At 37.2% G+C, this 17892-nt stretch carries 23 protein-coding genes; 17 read left to right on the forward strand and 6 right to left on the reverse strand.

What is annotated here, in order from left to right:
• Positions 1–193: 193 nt before the first annotated feature.
• Positions 194–946: a lytic transglycosylase domain-containing protein gene (locus tag MHH95_RS07890; protein ID WP_340727070.1), complete on the reverse strand. Its 753-nt coding sequence runs from the start codon at positions 944–946 to the stop codon at positions 194–196.
• An 8-nt stretch (positions 947–954) separates the two neighbouring features.
• Complete coding sequence (locus tag MHH95_RS07895) at positions 955–1542, reverse strand: CYTH domain-containing protein (protein ID WP_340727071.1); 588 nt, start codon at positions 1540–1542, stop codon at positions 955–957.
• Positions 1543–1733: 191 nt separating this feature from the next.
• Here MHH95_RS07895 and MHH95_RS07900 point away from each other — a divergent pair, with 191 nt between their 5' ends.
• The 6 genes from MHH95_RS07900 to MHH95_RS07925 all read left to right on the forward strand — a co-directional run bounded on the left by MHH95_RS07900 (position 1734) and on the right by MHH95_RS07925 (position 7013).
• Positions 1734–2111 (forward strand): UPF0738 family protein, encoded by a 378-nt coding sequence (locus MHH95_RS07900; protein ID WP_340727072.1) that lies wholly within the window; start codon positions 1734–1736, stop codon positions 2109–2111.
• Between the two features lie 165 nt (positions 2112–2276).
• Positions 2277–2954 carry a GTP pyrophosphokinase gene (locus MHH95_RS07905; RefSeq protein WP_340727073.1) on the forward strand — a complete coding sequence of 226 codons (678 nt, stop codon included), beginning with the start codon at positions 2277–2279 and terminating at the stop codon, positions 2952–2954.
• Positions 2954–3748 carry an NAD kinase gene (locus MHH95_RS07910; RefSeq protein ID WP_191698615.1) on the forward strand — a complete coding sequence of 265 codons (795 nt, stop codon included), beginning with the start codon at positions 2954–2956 and terminating at the stop codon, positions 3746–3748. The genes MHH95_RS07905 and MHH95_RS07910 overlap by 1 nt, the downstream gene beginning before the upstream one ends.
• Positions 3749–3759: 11 nt before the next feature.
• On the forward strand, positions 3760–4644 hold the full coding sequence (locus tag MHH95_RS07915) for an RluA family pseudouridine synthase (protein ID WP_340727074.1): 885 nt from the start codon (positions 3760–3762) through the stop codon (positions 4642–4644).
• A gap of 627 nt (positions 4645–5271) precedes the next feature.
• Positions 5272–6642, forward strand: a complete 1371-nt coding sequence (mgtE, locus tag MHH95_RS07920) for a magnesium transporter (RefSeq protein WP_340727075.1) — start codon at positions 5272–5274, stop codon at positions 6640–6642.
• 41 nt (positions 6643–6683) lie between these two features.
• Positions 6684–7013, forward strand: coding sequence for a 4-diphosphocytidyl-2C-methyl-D-erythritol kinase (locus MHH95_RS07925; RefSeq protein ID WP_340727076.1), 330 nt, complete (start codon positions 6684–6686; stop codon positions 7011–7013).
• Positions 7014–7056: 43 nt separating this feature from the next.
• Here the strand turns inward: MHH95_RS07925 and MHH95_RS07930 are convergent, their stop codons facing one another.
• Positions 7057–7566, reverse strand: coding sequence for a CotY/CotZ family spore coat protein (locus tag MHH95_RS07930; RefSeq protein WP_191698612.1), 510 nt, complete (start codon positions 7564–7566; stop codon positions 7057–7059).
• A gap of 159 nt (positions 7567–7725) precedes the next feature.
• Here MHH95_RS07930 and MHH95_RS07935 point away from each other — a divergent pair, with 159 nt between their 5' ends.
• The 6 genes from MHH95_RS07935 to MHH95_RS07960 all read left to right on the forward strand — a co-directional run bounded on the left by MHH95_RS07935 (position 7726) and on the right by MHH95_RS07960 (position 10440).
• Positions 7726–8127 carry a YhcN/YlaJ family sporulation lipoprotein gene (locus tag MHH95_RS07935; protein ID WP_340727077.1) on the forward strand — a complete coding sequence of 134 codons (402 nt, stop codon included), beginning with the start codon at positions 7726–7728 and terminating at the stop codon, positions 8125–8127.
• Between the two features lies 1 nt (position 8128).
• A complete protein-coding gene (gene spoVAC / locus MHH95_RS07940) occupies positions 8129–8584 on the forward strand; it encodes a stage V sporulation protein AC (protein ID WP_191698610.1) in 456 nt (151 codons plus the stop codon).
• Entirely contained in the window at positions 8578–9573 is a 996-nt protein-coding gene (locus tag MHH95_RS07945) for a stage V sporulation protein AD (protein WP_340727078.1), read from the forward strand. The genes spoVAC and MHH95_RS07945 overlap by 7 nt, the downstream gene beginning before the upstream one ends.
• A gap of 5 nt (positions 9574–9578) precedes the next feature.
• Positions 9579–9944: a stage V sporulation protein AE gene (spoVAE, locus tag MHH95_RS07950; RefSeq protein WP_340727079.1), complete on the forward strand. Its 366-nt coding sequence runs from the start codon at positions 9579–9581 to the stop codon at positions 9942–9944.
• Positions 9945–10006: 62 nt separating this feature from the next.
• The gene (locus MHH95_RS07955; RefSeq protein WP_340727080.1) at positions 10007–10177 is read left to right on the forward strand and encodes a YjcZ family sporulation protein; all 171 of its coding nucleotides are present in this window, start codon (positions 10007–10009) and stop codon (positions 10175–10177) included.
• A 14-nt stretch (positions 10178–10191) separates the two neighbouring features.
• On the forward strand, positions 10192–10440 hold the full coding sequence (locus tag MHH95_RS07960) for a stage VI sporulation protein F (protein ID WP_191698606.1): 249 nt from the start codon (positions 10192–10194) through the stop codon (positions 10438–10440).
• A gap of 162 nt (positions 10441–10602) precedes the next feature.
• Here the strand turns inward: MHH95_RS07960 and MHH95_RS07965 are convergent, their stop codons facing one another.
• The 3 genes from MHH95_RS07965 to MHH95_RS07975 all read right to left on the reverse strand — a co-directional run bounded on the left by MHH95_RS07965 (position 10603) and on the right by MHH95_RS07975 (position 12434).
• Positions 10603–11031, reverse strand: a complete 429-nt coding sequence (locus tag MHH95_RS07965; RefSeq protein WP_191698605.1) for a GNAT family N-acetyltransferase — start codon at positions 11029–11031, stop codon at positions 10603–10605.
• Between the two features lie 3 nt (positions 11032–11034).
• Positions 11035–11550 (reverse strand): YjcG family protein, encoded by a 516-nt coding sequence (locus MHH95_RS07970; RefSeq protein WP_191698604.1) that lies wholly within the window; start codon positions 11548–11550, stop codon positions 11035–11037.
• Between the two features lie 164 nt (positions 11551–11714).
• A complete protein-coding gene (locus tag MHH95_RS07975) occupies positions 11715–12434 on the reverse strand; it encodes an alpha/beta hydrolase (RefSeq protein ID WP_340727081.1) in 720 nt (239 codons plus the stop codon).
• A gap of 119 nt (positions 12435–12553) precedes the next feature.
• Between MHH95_RS07975 and MHH95_RS07980 the strand changes: the two genes are divergently transcribed.
• The 5 genes from MHH95_RS07980 (at position 12554) to isdE (ending at position 17848) form a co-directional block, all read left to right on the forward strand.
• The gene (locus MHH95_RS07980) at positions 12554–13135 is read left to right on the forward strand and encodes a phosphatidylglycerophosphatase A family protein (RefSeq protein WP_340727082.1); all 582 of its coding nucleotides are present in this window, start codon (positions 12554–12556) and stop codon (positions 13133–13135) included.
• A gap of 19 nt (positions 13136–13154) precedes the next feature.
• Positions 13155–13790, forward strand: a complete 636-nt coding sequence (locus tag MHH95_RS07985) for a thermonuclease family protein (protein ID WP_340727083.1) — start codon at positions 13155–13157, stop codon at positions 13788–13790.
• A gap of 328 nt (positions 13791–14118) precedes the next feature.
• A complete protein-coding gene (isdC, locus tag MHH95_RS07990; RefSeq protein WP_340727084.1) occupies positions 14119–14898 on the forward strand; it encodes a heme uptake protein IsdC in 780 nt (259 codons plus the stop codon).
• A 19-nt stretch (positions 14899–14917) separates the two neighbouring features.
• Positions 14918–16726 (forward strand): S-layer homology domain-containing protein, encoded by a 1809-nt coding sequence (locus tag MHH95_RS07995; protein ID WP_340727085.1) that lies wholly within the window; start codon positions 14918–14920, stop codon positions 16724–16726.
• Between the two features lie 216 nt (positions 16727–16942).
• The gene (isdE, locus tag MHH95_RS08000; protein ID WP_340727086.1) at positions 16943–17848 is read left to right on the forward strand and encodes a heme ABC transporter substrate-binding protein IsdE; all 906 of its coding nucleotides are present in this window, start codon (positions 16943–16945) and stop codon (positions 17846–17848) included.
• Positions 17849–17892: the final 44 nt, after the last annotated feature.

Here is a 17892-nt window from a genome sequence, read left to right on the forward strand (position 1 = left end):
ACGGAATGATGTTTTAACAAATAAAGTGCCCTGCAAAAAATTTGAAGGGCTCTTTACATCCATATAAAATATGCTAGAAGTGCACATATATAGTAGGTTTAATTGTTTATTAAAAAATTTTACCGTAGGAACATTTACATGTTAAAAAGTTCAACACTAACTTCGATTAGGAAATAAATTACATTTTGTGTAGCTACACGTTTATATAATTCATTACTTTTTTGACATAATTTTGAGTTTCTTGGAAAGGAGGGATTCCCCCATATTTCTTTACATTTCCTGGACCGGCATTATAAGCGGCAAGAGCTGTCTCTATATTGTTATCGAACTGATTCAGCATTTGACGTAAATATTTGGCACCACCCATAATATTCTGTTCAGGGTCAAAGCGATCTTTCACCCCGAGAAAGTTTGCAGTAGCCGGCATTAGTTGCATTAAGCCTGATGCCCCAGCACCACTAATAGCGGACGGATTGAAATTTGATTCCTGCTTCATTACAGCGGTAATTAATTTTTCGGGTATATTGTACTTCTTTGCGGCAGCTTCAATTTCAGCTTGATATTTTTCTGCCCCATTAAAGAAATCATTTACATCGTTGTTACGCGTATAATCTGTCATATATGTTTCAAGATTGGTTGGTGATACATTCGTTGCTTGAAGGTAATGAGAACCAGCCAAATCCGTTAAGTTGTTTGAATTTTCTAACAAAAATGAAGCGATATAATTATTGGTAGCTGAATTTTGCTGTTCTGAATTTGTGAATTGCTGTAAGGTACCTACATCGCCAAGCCCATTAAGGGATTGACCATTTAATATATCGCTCATTAAATCAGAAAATAAAGTCGAGTTCGATGATGGTAATGTACTCGAGCCTGGTTGGTGTGATGTATTTATGTTTTGCATTGCCTGTAGTTCCAACAATGACTTCATTGATGAAATATCCATGACAGCACCTAGCCTTTCTGATTATTCAATGCCATCATAAATCGCACAATTTTCTTTTGTGCGGGCTGCGGCTCAATTGAATGTTTTGCTAAAAATGATGAAAAAATTATTTTTCCAATCTTTTCATCATTTGTCTCATATTCTACCTCATAATCGTCGCAGTGCAAATAAAAAGAATGATCGAACACAAGTAAGCCTCCCTCGTAAGGTATCTCTACTCGGTCAGTTGTCAATGATCCGTAGCACTGCAACGTGTTCATAGGAATGTCAAAAAGTGCTAATCTATCATTTACAGTAGGTAATGTAATCCTTTTGCCAGCCAGCATTTGATCGGCTTGTTCTCTTGTTATATAGTCGGTTGTTTCTAAATGTTGATGTTCTGATGTTTTTTCTTTTAATGTACACTCGATTGTTTCCCCGTACTCTCGAATTCTAAGTGCACTTTGGAGTTGCTTTAAATGATTCCCTGATGTATCGAAGTAATGGTTAACTTGACGAATAATCTGCTCAGGCTGGATAGAAAAAGCCTGAAGAAGGTCTTCATATTGTGTTTTTGTTAAAATATTTTTAAATTCTATTTCGATATGCTGTGTCATTGTTTAATCTTCCTTTGCTGTTTAGTTTTTTATTTTAAATCAATAAAACGAAACTGCACCAATCGATAGTCCTATGGTAAAATATGAAGTGAAGGCAAGTAGTGGATGGCATAGATTTCCAAAGATTTCATGCCGGTTTGAAAAATTAGAACATACTACATTAAGACGTAATTGAAAAGGAGTTCAATTCATTGAGAAATGTATATATAGTTAGTCAATTTCAAGCAGTACATAATGAAATCCATTTTATTTTAAATGAAAAGAAACAACTTAGCCAATTGCAACCAGTAGGACAAGTGATTGTTGATTCGGATAATGAGGCGTTTCTTTATATCATAGAAGAAAATGATGCATATAGTTACATTGGTTTTCCGCAAGCTGTATGGTCGCAATTAGTACAAATGTTAAAGTCAGGGCAGCAGCCATTTTTAAAAGTAGAAGATGGCTTGATGCCTCTTGGACAGTTTACCGATGAATTAAAAGGATTACTGTACAATATAGTAGGAAACAGCAACTATGGAGACCGTTTTGTAGAAGCTGTAGAAAAGGAATTTGCCGATTTTTTGTAAAAAATGATCAGCAATTTTTATGTATTGAAATGAAAAAGGTGCCATTTCGTGCTATTTAAGTGTGAAATGTGTTTTTCTCATGTACAAGAAGTATAATTGTTTGAAACAACGTGTTTTGAAATAGTGTGACATGAAAGTACTATTTCAAGTTGGGGGGCTTTGTAAATGGGGCAGTGGGAAGTATTTTTAAGTCCATATCGACAAGCTGTGGACGAACTGAAAATTAAATTAAAAGGCATGCGATCGCAATTTGGTATTATGAGTGCAAATTCACCAATTGAATTCGTAACAGGCCGTGTTAAACCACTTGCGAGTATATATGATAAATCGTTTGATAAAGGGATACCATTTGAGCCGAATCCGCGTTTAGGCAATGAATTGCAGGATATTGCAGGCGTTCGTATCATGTGCCAGTTTGTTGACGATATTGCTACAGTTACGGAATTGATTCGCCAGCGTAATGATATGAAGGTTATTGAAGAAAAGGATTATATTACACATAGTAAACCGAGTGGCTACCGCTCACACCATATGATTGTAGAATATCCTGTAGAAACGATTCAGGGCCGCATTGTTGTCGTTGCTGAAATTCAAATCCGTACATTGGCAATGAACTTTTGGGCATCTATCGAGCATTCATTAAACTATAAGTATAAGGGAATTTTCCCGGAAGAAATAAAAAACCGATTGCAAAGTGCGGCTGAAGCGGCATTTCGTCTGGATGAGGAAATGTCCTCAATTAAAAGTGAAATTCATGAGGCCCAAGCATATTTTAGTGAAATAAAAGAAGCAACTAATACAGCTATTCATAAGTCAACTGACAAAGAGGAGCGTGAAAGCTAATGAAGTTTGCAATTCAATCACGCAGAGATGACCAATCAAATGAATTGATGGAGCTCGCAAAATCTTATTTAATCGATTTCGGGTTGAAATTTGATGAGGAAGAGCCGGAAATTGTTCTTTCCATTGGCGGCGATGGGACTTTATTGCATGCATTCCATCGCTATTTGCATCGTTTGGACAAAACGGCTTTTGTTGGTATCCATACAGGGCATTTAGGTTTTTATGCCGACTGGAAGCCTTCCGAGCTGGAAAAGTTAGTATTATCCATTGCTAAAAAGGAATTTAATGTAGTCGAATATCCACTGTTGGAAGTGCAGGTACATCGCCATCACTCGGACTCCAGTACTTATTTGGCACTGAATGAAGCTACGATAAAATCACCGGACGTTACACTTGTAATGGATGTTGAGCTAAATGGTGAGCATTTCGAACGGTTCCGTGGCGATGGGTTGTGTATTTCGACACCATCCGGGAGTACCGCTTACAATAAGGCTTTAGGTGGAGCAATTATCCACCCAACATTACAAGCATTCCAACTTACAGAAATGGCTTCAATCAACAATCGTGTCTTTCGTACTGTAGGTTCTTCCTTAGTATTACCTGCACATCATAATTGTGTATTAAAGCCAGTCCATGAACAGCAATTCAATATGACTGTCGATCATATAAGCATGACGGAAACAGATGTAAAGTCGATTACCTTCAATGTTGCAAATGAAAAAGTGCGTTTTGCGCGCTTCCGACCATTTCCATTTTGGGAACGTGTACATGATTCATTTGTCTCAAATGAATAGAATGAGGTTATATGGATAAAAGATTTCAATTACAATTTATTAATTCAATAGAAAATGCCCTGTTGCGTGATGCGATTGCTCAATGGGGAATTTCGAAGCGTGCTTTGACCGCCATCAAATTTGATGGAGGAACACTATTAGTCAATGGAGAAGAAAAGAATGTACGGCATAGCCTTAAAATTGGAGATGTCGTAACAATTATTTTCCCACAGGAGGAAGTAAGCGAAGGTTTGGCTGCACAAGAAGGTACTTTAGCCATTGTATATGAAGATGAGGCAGTACTCGTATTGGACAAGCCTCCTTTTATGAATTCCATTCCTTCGAAAGAGCATCTAAACGGCAGCATCGCAAATTATGTATATGGCTATTTCGTTCAACAGCAACTTGCTTCAACGGTGCATATTGTTACACGACTCGACCGTGATACTTCAGGTCTGATGGTCATTGCGAAACACCGCCATATACATCATATAATGAGTGGCCAGCAAAAAAACGGAAGTATTCATCGTGAATATGAAGCAATCGTAGAAGGGTATGTAGAACAGGATCAACAGTCCATAATTTTACCGATTGGACGAAAAGATACGAGTATTATCGAACGTGAAGTACGTGCGGATGGTCAATTTGCACATACGGATGTATCGGTAATAGCACGTAAAAATAACTTGACTCATATTCGCCTTAAACTCCATACAGGGAGAACACATCAAATACGAGTCCATTTGGCTCATATTGGACACCCTTTAGTAGGAGACGAATTATACGGAGGAAGTCGAACATTATTAAATCGTCAGGCACTCCATTGCCGGAATATCCAGTTTGAACATCCATTAACGAAGGAGACTATGCAATTTTGTAGCAATCTCCCGCCTGAAATATCAAACCTTATTAATTAATAGAAGATGCCACAGATTGTCGACAAAAGATCTCGAGAGTTCGTCTCCCGAGACCTTTTGTCTTTTTATTATAAATTTTAACTAGATGCATAGCAGTAACAAGTTATCCAATCGTACCTCACTTTATATAAAGGGATTAATAAGTTGATTGGAATGGAGGGACCGTGACTCCACCGGGAACAGCAAAATTTATTTTGCGACGAGTAACCGCAGGAGCACCGTGCGGAAGATCCACTAAATGGTGCCTGCCGCTCTTGGCACCATTTAGTTAGCTGGAGCCGTGCCCGGGGAAAGCATCGGTCCCGGAATGGAAATCAACGGTTCAATGTTAATTTAATTTTTAAGCACACACTTTTTAAGAGTTTGTCTACAGTCTGGCCAATTACTGAAATGGTGTCTTTTATTTTTTGGTGAAAAAGGGAATATACTGTTGGAAGGGCGGACAATTAAATACTGTAATTAAATACAGTCCATTCCTGTCCTTGACGAACTGAAAAAGTTAGTAATAAAATAGTCCTTTGTTATAGCGATATTGGATTGTGCAAGATGAATAATTGGATTTTGATGCAATTGAAAATTGAGCGCATATAATAGAATTAATAAAGTAATTGAAAGGAGGGGACAAGCATGATAGAGGAAAGTAAGGATGAAGTACAATATGATGAGTCCTTTTTGCGAATGCTACTCGATGAGGAAAATATTGAAGCATTTCGTGAGCATTTTTTAGTTCTCCATCCATTTGATCAAGCACAGTTTTACGAAGAGGTAGGTCCGGATATACGGCAAGTTATTTATCGTTACTTGTCTCCTCAGGAAATGGCCATTATTTTAGAGTCAATGGAAATTGAAGATGATGAATATGAAAACTATTTAAATGAAATGGATCCATCCTATGGTGCTGCGATGCTCGGATTTATGTATACCGATAATGCGGTAGATATATTAAATGAACTGAACACTGAGCAACGTGAAAATTACTTAGATATGATGGATGATGAAACTGTTGATGAAATCAATGAGCTTTTAGGCTATGAGGAATACACAGCAGGGGCAATAATGACAACCGAGTATGTTTCGGTTTTAGAAAGTGCTACTGTTCGTGAGGCGATGCGCGTATTGCGTCAAGAAGCACAGACTGCCGAAACCATTTACTATATTTTTGTTGTCGACAGTTCCCATAAACTGCTTGGTGTCATGACGTTACGAGAATTAATTGTCGCAGAAGGAGATTTATATATTCGTGACATTATGAGTGATCGCGTCCTTTCTGTGAAGGTGACCGACGACCAGGAAAATGTCGCGAATTTAATGAAGGACTATGACTTTTTAGCAATTCCGGTTATTAATGAAACTCGAGAACTCCAAGGTATCATTACATTCGATGATATTATCGATGTTATTGAAGAAGAAGCAGAAGATGACTACTCAAAACTGGCGGGTATTTCGGATATGGATGACAATGATGCAGGTCCGATTCGAGCGGCTGGAAAACGCTTGCCTTGGTTAATTATTTTATTGTTTCTAGGGATGCTTACTTCAGGGTTAATGGGGATATTTGAAGCAACGCTTGATAAAGTCGCATTACTTGCCACGTTTATTCCACTCATTTCAGGTACATCAGGAAATAGTGGTACACAAGCATTAGCAGTCGCGATTCGAGGTATTGCAACTGGAGATATCGGAGGTAAAAGTAAGTTCAAGCTTGTCCTTCGTGAATTAAGTACAGGTATCATTATGGGATTGGTCAGCGGAGCTATCGTAGTGGGAATTATTTTCTTTTGGAAAGGTACCTTGATAGTAGGTTTACTTGTCGGGGCATCAATTTGCTGTTCTATTATTGTCGCTACATTAGCAGGGTCATTTATTCCGATTATTATGCATAAGCTAGGCGTCGACCCTGCCGTTGCATCGGGTCCTTTTATTACGACATTAAACGATGTTACGAGTATTGTAATTTATTTAGGATTGGCTACTACCTTTATTGGTCTTATTCTATAAGGAACGATTTGAAAGTTTATTGCATATTGTATGAAAAAAGGATGTGGAATGTGGAAATTCATCCATTACTTTTTATTGCAAGTCCGAGTTATATTCAGGAAAAGAAAATTGAGGAAATTGAGGAGGAAAGTACGTCTATTTATGTGCGTCCTATCCCTGAAAAAATCGAAAACTCCCTCATTGCAAGGCAGCTTAATTATTTTGCCAAACCAGTGAAGGAGCCAAGAATGTTATTATTTATTTTACAGTCAGGTGAAAGAATACATGCTTCCATTGATAAAATAAATGGCAGCCAAGTATTATTGAATTGTTTCCAGACAAAGCGCTGGATCCATGCAAATGAAATTGTGATGATTCATCATACGGTTTAAAATGAGGAGCCACTTATTTGGCTCCTCATTTTTTATAGTTCAATTAGTCACAAATGCCAAGGTCCACATCATCGATACATTGAACAGCACAGAAGCAATCTAAATCAACTGTAATACAGCTGTCTGAAGCATCGAATTGTGTAACTCTACATACTTCACGGAAATCAATCTTAGACCCACAATTACTTAATAAATCTACCGGATTTCCACTTGCATCTTCTGGTATTAAAACACGTAATGTTGCGCAGCAGCCATCAAAAATGTCCTCTACACGGAAATAAATCGATACACATGGAGAAGACGGTTCGTTAGAGAATGTAGCAAAGAACGGTGAGCCATCTTTATTTAATAATGTAAACACACGTGTATCAGCATTTGAACGTGCAGGGTTCACAATTCCTCCAAGTGGCTCTAAGAAGCAGTTTGTTGTACATCTATTGCAATCATCCTGTACTGCAGCATTTTGAATTTCTAAAATTGCGCGAACAACTTCACATACACACCCTTTTGAAGAGTGGTTGCCTGAATCACTATTTCCTCTTCCACAACCCATAATTTTCACCTCCTAAAACTTAACTCTATCTAAAATATGACCTGTTCTGTGAAAGAATCGGGCGAATGACGCGCTTTACGAAACTTCCTTATCGTCAATGAATAATTCAAAATACGAAAGGCTATACTCGGAGAAAAATGGACATAAGGGGGGACTGTTATGCGAAAAGCGCTCTTAGGAATAAGTTTAGTTTTAATTCTTACTGGTTGTGGTGACCGTGAGAAAGTAATGACTTATTCAAAAACAGACGATACGCAACATCAGCATGAAGTAGAAAAACTTTTTGAAAAGGATTCAGATATCGAACAAGTAAATATTGTCGTAATTGAAAACGAAATATTTGTTGCTATGCAGTTAAAGCCTTTAAAAAAGTGGAATCGCCAAAAAATTGAAGATCGCTGGCAGAAGAAGTTAGAAAAGCAATATGAAGGAAGTACGGTAAATGTATCGGCCGATTTTAAAATGTTTTGGGAATCGTCCAAACTAATGGAAGAAAAGGATCAAAAGAAAATGATGGAAGAATTAAAGCATTTAAAAAAGCTTGCGAAGGAGGAAACGTAATTTGAAACAGCAACAATACAATACTTTAAAGGATCAAATTACACCAAAAGTACCTATACCCCTAAACTGTTTAAAGGCTTTTGTTGTAGGAGGGGTAATTTGCTCAATAGGACAAGCAATTTCATTTTTATACATGATCTTTTTTGATTTCACGGAAAAGACTGTAGGCAATCCGACTGTGGCTACAATGGTTTTTCTTGCCATGCTTTTAACCGGGTTTGGTCAATATCGAAAACTTGGACAGTTTGCAGGGGCTGGAAGTGCTGTACCTGTAACTGGATTTGGTAATGCGGTAATTTCTGCAGCAATTGAACATAGATCCGAAGGGCTTGTTTTAGGTGTAGGGGGCAATATGTTTAAACTTGCAGGGTCGGTTATTTTATTCGGCGTCGTATCGGCTTTTTTCGTATCTCTAATTAAATTGATATTAGTATCGGTAGGTGTCACATCATGGTAATCGTATTTCCATCGAAACCAACCATTCTTTCTTCGGCTACTGTTGTTGGTCCTTTGGAAAAACGCAGCGTTTTCCAAACATATTTTGATAAGATAAGTCAGGATGAACGGGTACAAAAGTCCACGAATGAGCAAGGTAATACAATGCTCATCTCAGACGCATGTCAAATAATAATGAAGAAATCAAATTTAAATAATTTGGATATCGATTATTTTTTAGGTGGCGATTTAGTCAATCAAATGACACCTACAAATTTTGCAGCACGGGAACTTGCTGTTTCTTTTATTGGACTCTTTTCAGCATGTGCAACATCTGTTTCATCGATGATAATTGCAGCTTTGTTAACAGAGCTCGGAGCAAGTGATTTTTCAATTGCCGGAGCATCAAGTCAACACAATTCTGTTGAGCGACAATTCCGTTACCCTATTGACTATGGGTCTCAAAAACCTGCAACTTCACAATGGACCGTAACTGCGGCGGGGTTTGTTTTAATTGGTAAACATGAGCCGAAGCTTCCATATATAGAAGCAGCGACTGTAGGTAAAGTGATTGATTATGGTGCAACAGATCCGTACCATATGGGCGGAGCTATGGCACCGGCAGCATTTGATACGATTCAATCGCATCTAAAAAAACGTTCGCAAAAATTGGAAGATTATGATGTTATTATGACAGGTGATTTAGGTAAAATTGGTTTGAAAATTTTAATTGCAATGTTCGCGCAAAGTGGTGTGAAAAAAGAAGATTTATCAAGGTTCCGTGATGCAGGTGCCGAATTTTATGGTGAAGATGCATCATTTTTAGCAGGGGCAAGTGGTCCAGGCTGTTCGGCTTCGGTTTATAGTGGCTATATGATGGAACAATTTAAAACAGGCCGCTATAAGCGCGTTTTATTAGTAGCAACAGGTGCACTTTTATCCCCGCTTACTTTTCAACAGGGTGATACAATTCCGTGCACAGCACATGCAATCGAAATTGGAATGGGGTAAGGACAATGGGCTTTTCTTTTTTATTGGCATTTGTAGTAGGCGGCTTCATTTGTGTAATAGGGCAGTTAATAATGAATATCGGGAAGTTAACACCCGGTCATACATTATCAATTTTAGTTGTAGTAGGCGCCATTTTAGACGGCTTTAACTTATATGAGCCTCTAATTAATTTTGCAGGGGCAGGTGCGACAGTACCCATTACCTCCTTTGGAAATTCTTTAACACATGGGGCGATGGCTGAGGCTGAAAAACATGGTTGGATAGGTGTTTTGACAGGTATGTTTGAGGTGACGAGCTCTGGAATCAGTGCTGCCATTATTTTTGGATTTATTGCGGCATTAATATTTAAACCAAAAGGCAAAGTAGATTAGACGAATACCCTCCTTTTTCTTGTGTGTATGCATACACTACAAAATAGAAAGGGGGGTTTAGTATGTCAGGATACGGATATGGTTGGCAACAACAACAACAAGGATGGCAACAAGGATGGCAAGGTTGCGATTATGGAACTCCAAGTTATGGCGGCGGCAACAATAGCGGTACGTTTGTACTAATCGTTGTACTATTCATTTTACTTATTATCGTTGGTAGCGTAATTATTTAAGGAGGTATTTTCAAATGGAACGTTCATTTTTCAAAAATATTGAGCGTAAAACAGGTGTTGACTTTGATGAAATTATGAACCTTGCTAATGCATTAACATATGCAGACTTTTCGGATGAAAAGCAAGTTCGTAAAATCGTTAAAAAAGTAAGTAAACTTGCAAATAAACCAGTATCAAGCGAGTTGGAAGAAAAAATCGTCGCATCAATCATTCAAGACGGTAAATCATTAGATTTTTCAAAAATTGAAAAAATGATGAAATAAAGTGCTCTGTAGTTCAAGATGAGAAATAATCCAAAAAATATATGTATACAGATCGTCCTTAATTTATAGCATCATCTATACAAGGATAGCCACCAAGCAAATATTTACTTGGTGGCTATCGTTTTTATATTCAGATGCAATTATGAAAAATAAGACCATCTTCTAAATATTCTTTTCCATGGCACGATGAGGAATGCCGGCATCCATAAACTCAGGTGAAATTACAGCGAATTCCAACTTTTCATAGAAAGGTACGGCATAGCTTTGAGCATTTAGCTTAAGCTTTTTAAATGCTGCATTTTTTGCATATTCTTCCACAGCCTCCATAATTAATACACCGAGACGCTTCCCTCGATAGCTATTCAAAACACATACTCGCTCCACCTTGCCAACTTTCGGTTCAATTTCACGTAGACGCGCTGTAGCAATTGTATTTTCACCTTCATTTACAAGAAAGTGAGTAGCTGTTTCATCATATTCATCTATTTCTAAATTTAGTGGGACACCTTGTTCTTTGACGAAAACTTCTTTCCGTAAAGCATATGCGCGTTCACGGTCTTCGTCAGTTGTTACTAACTTTACTTCAAACACGTATTACTCAGCTCCAGTCAATTTGTATGTTTCATAAGTTGTCCATGAGCCATCTTCTAATTGGTATAGTAAATGGAAACGATCGATTACATCTTTTTCATCAACACCGACCATGCGTAGCTGACCGTGAACATCATCATGTTCGGAAGCGCTTAACTTTTGCGCAATTGTAATATGCGGTACAAAGACATGCTTTGGCGCACCGAAATTGATTTTTTCCTGAATCATTTTTTGAATGTTTTCCAATTGCGGTGTTGGATCAACTCGGAAAAAGATCGTATTTGTAGTAGGGTAAAATGAACTGATTCGAGAAGCGTGAATTTGTAAAGGGGCAAATTGTGATGCCACCTGCTGTAAACTGCTGGATATTTGATCCATTTGAGATTCATCCGCATCAAATGCATCTTTCAAAGTAATGTGAGGTGTAATTAACGCATAATGTGGGTCATAGCGTTTGCGATAAGTGTTCGCTAAATCTTGTATTTTCTTAGATGGAAAAGCAACAATACCATATTTCAAATTCATTACCCCCTAGAAAATTATTCAAATTTTATCAGCCTTTAGGTGCCCAACTTTCATGAGAAGTTTTTTAGTAAACTAAAAAGTGGACATAAGTATCCCGGAGGCGCAATTGTTATAAGTATAACAGAAAAAACTATGAATAGACATTTAAGAACACATTATTATCCGAAAATTTCAATTAGTGCGCGTTTTAAATCTGGCTTCCAATATGTCCATGTATGATTACCATTGAATTCCTCATAAAAGGTATCAATTCCATGGTTTATTAACAATTGGTGCAGTTCACGGTTTGGTGTCAGGAGATCTTTGACGGTATTATTTTTTAAAGTCACTTTATCTTCCTGTAGTCCGATAATATGATACACCGAAAGAAAATTAATATTATTTGCACTACGAACAGCCTCTAATACGTGTTCATCTACATAAGGTGATTGTAAGGCGGCTTTTCCAAAAATATTCGGATAATGGATTGCAGTCATTAATGAAATTGTCGCAGCCATGGAATCTCCAATTAGTGCACGCCCGCCTCCTATTTGGGCAGTTGAGTACTCTTCGTCTAAATAAGGCACAAGCTCATGCGCCAAAAATCGCATATAAGCTTCAAATTGGTCACCTGTTGGAGTATATTTTCGCTTACGATCCTCATAATTCTTGTATGGAACACCAACGATAATTGTATTTTCAATAATATAGCCATCTATTAGTTCATCCGCTAAACGTGGTATGCCACCAAGCTGGAAGTAATCTTTACCATCGGAAGCGATTAAGATGTTATATTCGTAAAGTGGAGAATAATTTGCTGGAATATAAATTAACAGCTCCAACTCCTCGTTTAATGCCTTACTAAAAAAAGCAATGTCTTTTACTGTGCCTTTTTCCAAAGTTGTCACCCCTGTCGATTGATGTATTCAAAATTGTATCATAAAGAAAAATAAAGGTGTAATATAGAAGATAGACAAGTGAATGAGCGCTTAATATAAATAAAGGTGAGGATATATGCATGCATAACAAAAGAATTCGTGTACACTCAGATGAAGTGACAAAAGCTACACATGATGCCCTACAACGTCGCCATGTAACGATTGAAGATATTGCTGAAATCGTTTATACGATGCAATCCCCATATAATGAAGGTTTAACAATAGAACATTGTATTCAATCAGTTGAACGTGTATTAACTAAACGTGAAGTACAACATGCAGTATTAGTAGGTATAGAATTAGATGAACTGGCGGAAAAAAGGCTCTTATCTGCGCCACTTCAGGCTATTATTGAATCAGACGAAGGACTGTTCGGTGTAGATGAAACACTTGCGTTGGGTTCTGTATTTACGTATGGAAGTATCGCAGTTACAACATTCGGCCATTTAGATAAGCAAAAGATTGGTATTATTGAAAAGCTTGATACGAAGGCTGGGGAATCGGTTAATACATTTTTGGATGATTTAGTTGGAAGTATTGCGGCTTGTGCAGCATCACGCCTGGCACATCGGATGCGCGACCTTGAAGAAGAAGGCGAAACATTTGCAGATATTCCACCGGTTGAATTAGGACCAACACCGAAGTTGAACACGGAGATTTAGAAGGAGTTAAACAATAACAATGGAATTAAAAGATATAAAAACGCTCATTACGAGTGGAACAATTATTTTAGCAGTAGGCTTATATTTAATATTCAACGAACCAAAACAAGAGGCAGAGCAAGTAGATTCACCGGCAATTAAAGAACAAAATATTTCATATACGATTACACCTGAAATGGCAGTGGATAAAACAGGGAAACAACTGGTTGATGTGAAGTTTTTAAATGCCAATGATGGTGATACTTTTAATGTTGAAATCGATGGTAAAAAAGAGCGTGTACGCCTCCTTATGATCGATACACCAGAAATGAACTATAATAAAGGCGAACCGATGCCGTATGCTGAAGAAGCAAAGGCACGTACAACCGAGTTATTGGAAAAGGCCGATTCAGTCCAACTATTATTCGACAAAGGTCCGGAAACCGATAATTATGACCGACTGTTAGCATACGCATTTGTGGATAATATCAGCTTGCATGAAGTTTTATTAAGTGAAGGACTTGCTGCAGTGCGTTATGTAAATAAACCGAACGATACATTGGAAAAAGAGCTGCTCGAAATTCAACAACAGGCAGAACAGAAAAAACTCAATATTTGGGCCCATGACAATTATTTTCAGCGTGACGGATTCCATCCAGAAGAAGTGAGTAAGTAATACGCTTTTCTCTTTTGCATAATGAGACGTGGGCAATGATTAAATCGTGACCTGGATTAATTTGAGTTTTAAACAATAAATAATTAAAGGATGAAAATGGTTATATACACTTTCATCTTTTTTTCTGTTTACTTACCTAAAGGAAATAAAAATTCAAGAATTAATTACGACAATTTTATGAAGTTTAAATCGTTTCGCAAAAATTTTATATTAAAGGAGAATGTTGACATTTGAGAAACCATTACTTTTATGGCATGCTATATAATGGCATTGAGAAATATTCTCTATTAGTTAATTACATATTGTGAAGAAAAGGAGGAGAATTCGTATGAAAAAAAACTTCTTCATGATTTTATCTGTTCTTTTTTTGGTAGCTTTTACTTTGCCAAATGTTTCATTTGCTGCAATTGCAGATGGCACTTACGAAGTGAACTATCAAGTTAATAAACCTGGCAGCAATTCGGCATCCATGGCGAATGATTACTTTTTAAAACCTGCCAAATTAATCGTAAATAACGGTAAAATGACAATGCAGCTTACGATAAAAAACAGTAGCTGGGTAACAGAATTTAAACCTCCGGGCGGGGCAAAAGTAATTAGTACAAATGAATCTGCAGGTCAACGCACGGTTCAATTTCCGGTTTCGAATGCAAATTTAGTAACAATCGCCATGAAAATCGATATTGATGATATTGATTATCACCATGCCTATAGTGTAGATTTTGTATTCAACAGTTCGGGTTTACCAGAAGCAAAGGTGGAAGAGCCTAAAGAGCCGGTAAAGCCAGTTAAAGAGGAAACAAAACAAGCAACACCTACCAAGGAGTCACCAACATCGTCGTCAGGAAGTAATACTTCTTCAAATAAACCAGCACCATCAACTGAACCACAAAAAACAGAATCATCAGCAGAGCAAGCTACTACAGAAGAAAATACAGATGATTCTACAAAGACAGATGAAGAAAATGCATCTGAAATGGCGCAAGCTGAAAATTCAGAGGTAGTAGAAAATCCGGAGACGAGCGATGAATTACCGCTTGTGGCGATGATTTTATTCATCGTAGCAACGATTGTATTTATTCGCACAAAACAAACAAAAACAAGATAGAAAATTGGAGGAAATGAAAATGGTAAAAAAATCAAAAGCAACAAAAGCGGTCTTGGCATCGCTATTAGCAACATCTGCAATTGTACCAGCAATGGCAGTATCTGCTGAAGTAGGCGGGGAAACGACTCGTACGGGTGAGGCAACTACTACTGCAGCAGCAAAGACGATTGACTTTAAAGTAGATGCTCCTGAATCTTTACAGCGCTTTATTCCTACTACAGGTAAATTAGTTGAGAACAATGGTCAGCAATTTATTAATCTGGAATTATCTGACGCAGTATTAGGCATGGTAAACAGCGTAACAGTAGCGGGTCAACCAGCAATGGCTGAAGTTAACGGAAAAAAACAGATTAATATCCCAGTAACAGCTGATTATGCACCAGTGGAAGTAACTTTAAATATGACTATTACTTTTGTTGGTAAAGATCCGGTAGATTATAAAGTTACTTTAACTCCAGATGCAAAATCAATAAAAGAAGCAACTGAAACAACTAAACCAGTTGAAGAAGCAAAAGAAGAAAAAACCTTCAAAGTAGGCAAAACATTCGATTCAGTAGCAGACGGCACTTATGACGTTAAGTGGGATGCTTACAAAGATAAAGTAGGAAACTACAAAGCGATTACAAGCCATTTTTCACCTGATGCAAAATTAATCGTAAAAGATGGAAAATATTCAGTACAGTTAACTATTACTGAAGATTCAAAAGCAATGGTACCAGATGTAACAATTGCAGGTAAAAATGTAGAAGCAAAAGATGGTAAAGTTACAATTGAAATTCCATCAATTAGTGATTTACATGAAGCTTCAGTACACGTTGTTGTACCTGCTATGAATATGGATAAACCTTATCCATTCGGTTTCGCTATTGAAACAGCTAACTTAGAATTACCAAAAGCGGAAGCTACACCAGCACCGGCTCCGGTTGAAGCAACAAAAATGCCTGTTACTGTATTTAAAGATGGAACAAAAGAACAATCAATTATGCAAGGCACATATTTAGCAAATGAAGTAATGGTTACTTCTACTGAAGGCGGATACGAAGTTGATGTAACATTCCCACAAGGTCAATGGTTAAATGACTTCAAAGTTGAAGGTGCTACAGTAGCATTGAAATCAGAAGAAACTGTAGAGAAAAATACAGTTCAAATTTACACAATTTCATTAAAAGATATTAATGAAATTTATAATGCAACGGTTGATTTAACAGTTGATGCTGCTGGTGTAAAATATGATTCAGTTCATAAAGTACAATTACAATTCGGTGAAAAGAAACCAGTTCCTGTTGCAGCGCCATTTAAAGATATCGCTAACAACGGTAACAAAGATGCAATCGTTAACCTATTCAACAAAGGTATTTTCATCGCTGCAGACAACTTTAATCCAGGCAATAACGTAAAACGTGCTCAGTTCGCTTTAATGCTAAACCGTGCATTAAAATTAGATGTACCAGCAAAAGCAGCATTCACGGATATCGTAAAATATGATGACGAAGCGAAAAAAGCGATTAACGCTTTAAATGGTTATGGCATCATCAATGGTAAAACAGCTACTACATTCGCACCTGCACAAGATGTGACTCGTAAACAAGCCGCATTAATGATTTACCGTTTATTAGAGAAAAATGGTTATACTGCAACTGGTGATACAGCTAAATTCTCTGATATGCCAAAAGAAGTGGAAGCTTCGAAAGCAATTTCTGAATTAAATACATTAGGTATTATTTCTGGTTTTGAAGGCAAATTTAATCCAGAAAACAAGTTAACTCGTTCACAAATGGCTAAAATTTTAAACAATACTTTAACAGTTGTTGAAGGTTTAAAAAAATAACTAAATGAACTGCAGACGGTTTGAATAATGAATTTTAAAAAAGCCATCAGCAAATATTTATATTAGGTAGGGTTGTGTTAAAAGTTTTACTTTTAGCGCAGCCCCAATCCTATTTTTGCGAAAGGGTAGGTAAGATGACGCTTAAATTGAAGTAAATTTCCATCTATGTTGGAGATGAAAATTTACTTCAGTTTAAACTCTAGGAGGAAAAAAGAAATGAAAAAATGGCTTATCGGACTCGCATTAAGTGTTGCTGTACTTGCGGGTTGTGGCGATGGAGATAAACAAACAGAAAAAGCTGAAACAATGGTGGAAAATTCGGGTACAGGCCAAGCATCTGCTGTAGAAGAAGAGCATCGTATTATTGCAGGTACAGTCGTAATCGCGCAAATTCTGGATCGATTAAACCTTGATGCTGTAGCGATTCCGGATACGATCAAAGAACTACCTTCACGTTTTGATGGACTGCCTGATATCGGAAATGCGATGGATCCAGACGCAGAAATTATTAAGTCCCTTAATCCTACCGAAGTATTGTCAGTTTCGACATTGGAATATGATTTAAAGGATAAATTCGAACAATTAAAAATCCCTGTAGATTTTGTGGATCTAACAAGTATTGAAGCTATGATGGAAGAAATAACGGTACTAGGAGAGCGCTACAATCGTGTAGAAGAAGCAAAACTATTAAATGCCGAGTTACAGACAGAAATTGATGCAGTAAAAGTAGCTGCAAGTGATAAAGAAAAACCACGTGTTTTAATTTTACTAGGTGTACCAGGCAGTTATTTAGTAGCAACAGAAAATTCGTACGCGGGTGACTTAGTTCGTTTAGCCGGCGGGGAAAATGTAATGGCCGGTCAGGATGCAGAATATTTGCCTTCTAACACCGAATATTTATACTCTTCGAATCCTGATATCATTTTACGTTTAGCTCACGGTATGCCAGATGAAGTAATAAAAATGTTTGATAAGGAATTTGTAGAAAATGATGTTTGGAAACATTTTAATGCAGTGAAAAATGGGCAAGTATTTGATTTAGAAGAAGAGTTATTCGGTACGACAGCAGCATTGAATGTACCAGATGCACTTCATCAATTGGAGAAAATTTTCTATCAATAACAATGTGAAAAAGCAAAGCCTTGAGGGAGGTTTTGCTGTTTCCT

This window comes from Solibacillus sp. FSL K6-4121 (assembly GCF_038002585.1).
Classification (GTDB): domain Bacteria; phylum Bacillota; class Bacilli; order Bacillales_A; family Planococcaceae; genus Solibacillus; species Solibacillus faecavium.

Coding starts and splice junctions, on each gene's coding strand:
- MHH95_RS07890 (WP_340727070.1), bottom strand. CDS start 946: ATGGATATTTCATCAATGAAGTCATTGTTGGAACTACAGGCAATGCAA.
- MHH95_RS07895 (WP_340727071.1), bottom strand. CDS start 1,542: ATGACACAGCATATCGAAATAGAATTTAAAAATATTTTAACAAAAACA.
- MHH95_RS07905 (WP_340727073.1), top strand. CDS start 2,277: ATGGGGCAGTGGGAAGTATTTTTAAGTCCATATCGACAAGCTGTGGAC.
- MHH95_RS07910 (WP_191698615.1), top strand. CDS start 2,954: ATGAAGTTTGCAATTCAATCACGCAGAGATGACCAATCAAATGAATTG.
- MHH95_RS07915 (WP_340727074.1), top strand. CDS start 3,760: ATGGATAAAAGATTTCAATTACAATTTATTAATTCAATAGAAAATGCC.
- mgtE (WP_340727075.1), top strand. CDS start 5,272: ATGATAGAGGAAAGTAAGGATGAAGTACAATATGATGAGTCCTTTTTG.
- MHH95_RS07925 (WP_340727076.1), top strand. CDS start 6,684: ATGTGGAATGTGGAAATTCATCCATTACTTTTTATTGCAAGTCCGAGT.
- MHH95_RS07930 (WP_191698612.1), bottom strand. CDS start 7,566: ATGGGTTGTGGAAGAGGAAATAGTGATTCAGGCAACCACTCTTCAAAA.
- MHH95_RS07935 (WP_340727077.1), top strand. CDS start 7,726: ATGCGAAAAGCGCTCTTAGGAATAAGTTTAGTTTTAATTCTTACTGGT.
- MHH95_RS07945 (WP_340727078.1), top strand. CDS start 8,578: ATGGTAATCGTATTTCCATCGAAACCAACCATTCTTTCTTCGGCTACT.
- spoVAE (WP_340727079.1), top strand. CDS start 9,579: ATGGGCTTTTCTTTTTTATTGGCATTTGTAGTAGGCGGCTTCATTTGT.
- MHH95_RS07955 (WP_340727080.1), top strand. CDS start 10,007: ATGTCAGGATACGGATATGGTTGGCAACAACAACAACAAGGATGGCAA.
- MHH95_RS07960 (WP_191698606.1), top strand. CDS start 10,192: ATGGAACGTTCATTTTTCAAAAATATTGAGCGTAAAACAGGTGTTGAC.
- MHH95_RS07980 (WP_340727082.1), top strand. CDS start 12,554: ATGCATAACAAAAGAATTCGTGTACACTCAGATGAAGTGACAAAAGCT.
- MHH95_RS07985 (WP_340727083.1), top strand. CDS start 13,155: ATGGAATTAAAAGATATAAAAACGCTCATTACGAGTGGAACAATTATT.
- isdC (WP_340727084.1), top strand. CDS start 14,119: ATGAAAAAAAACTTCTTCATGATTTTATCTGTTCTTTTTTTGGTAGCT.
- MHH95_RS07995 (WP_340727085.1), top strand. CDS start 14,918: ATGGTAAAAAAATCAAAAGCAACAAAAGCGGTCTTGGCATCGCTATTA.
- isdE (WP_340727086.1), top strand. CDS start 16,943: ATGAAAAAATGGCTTATCGGACTCGCATTAAGTGTTGCTGTACTTGCG.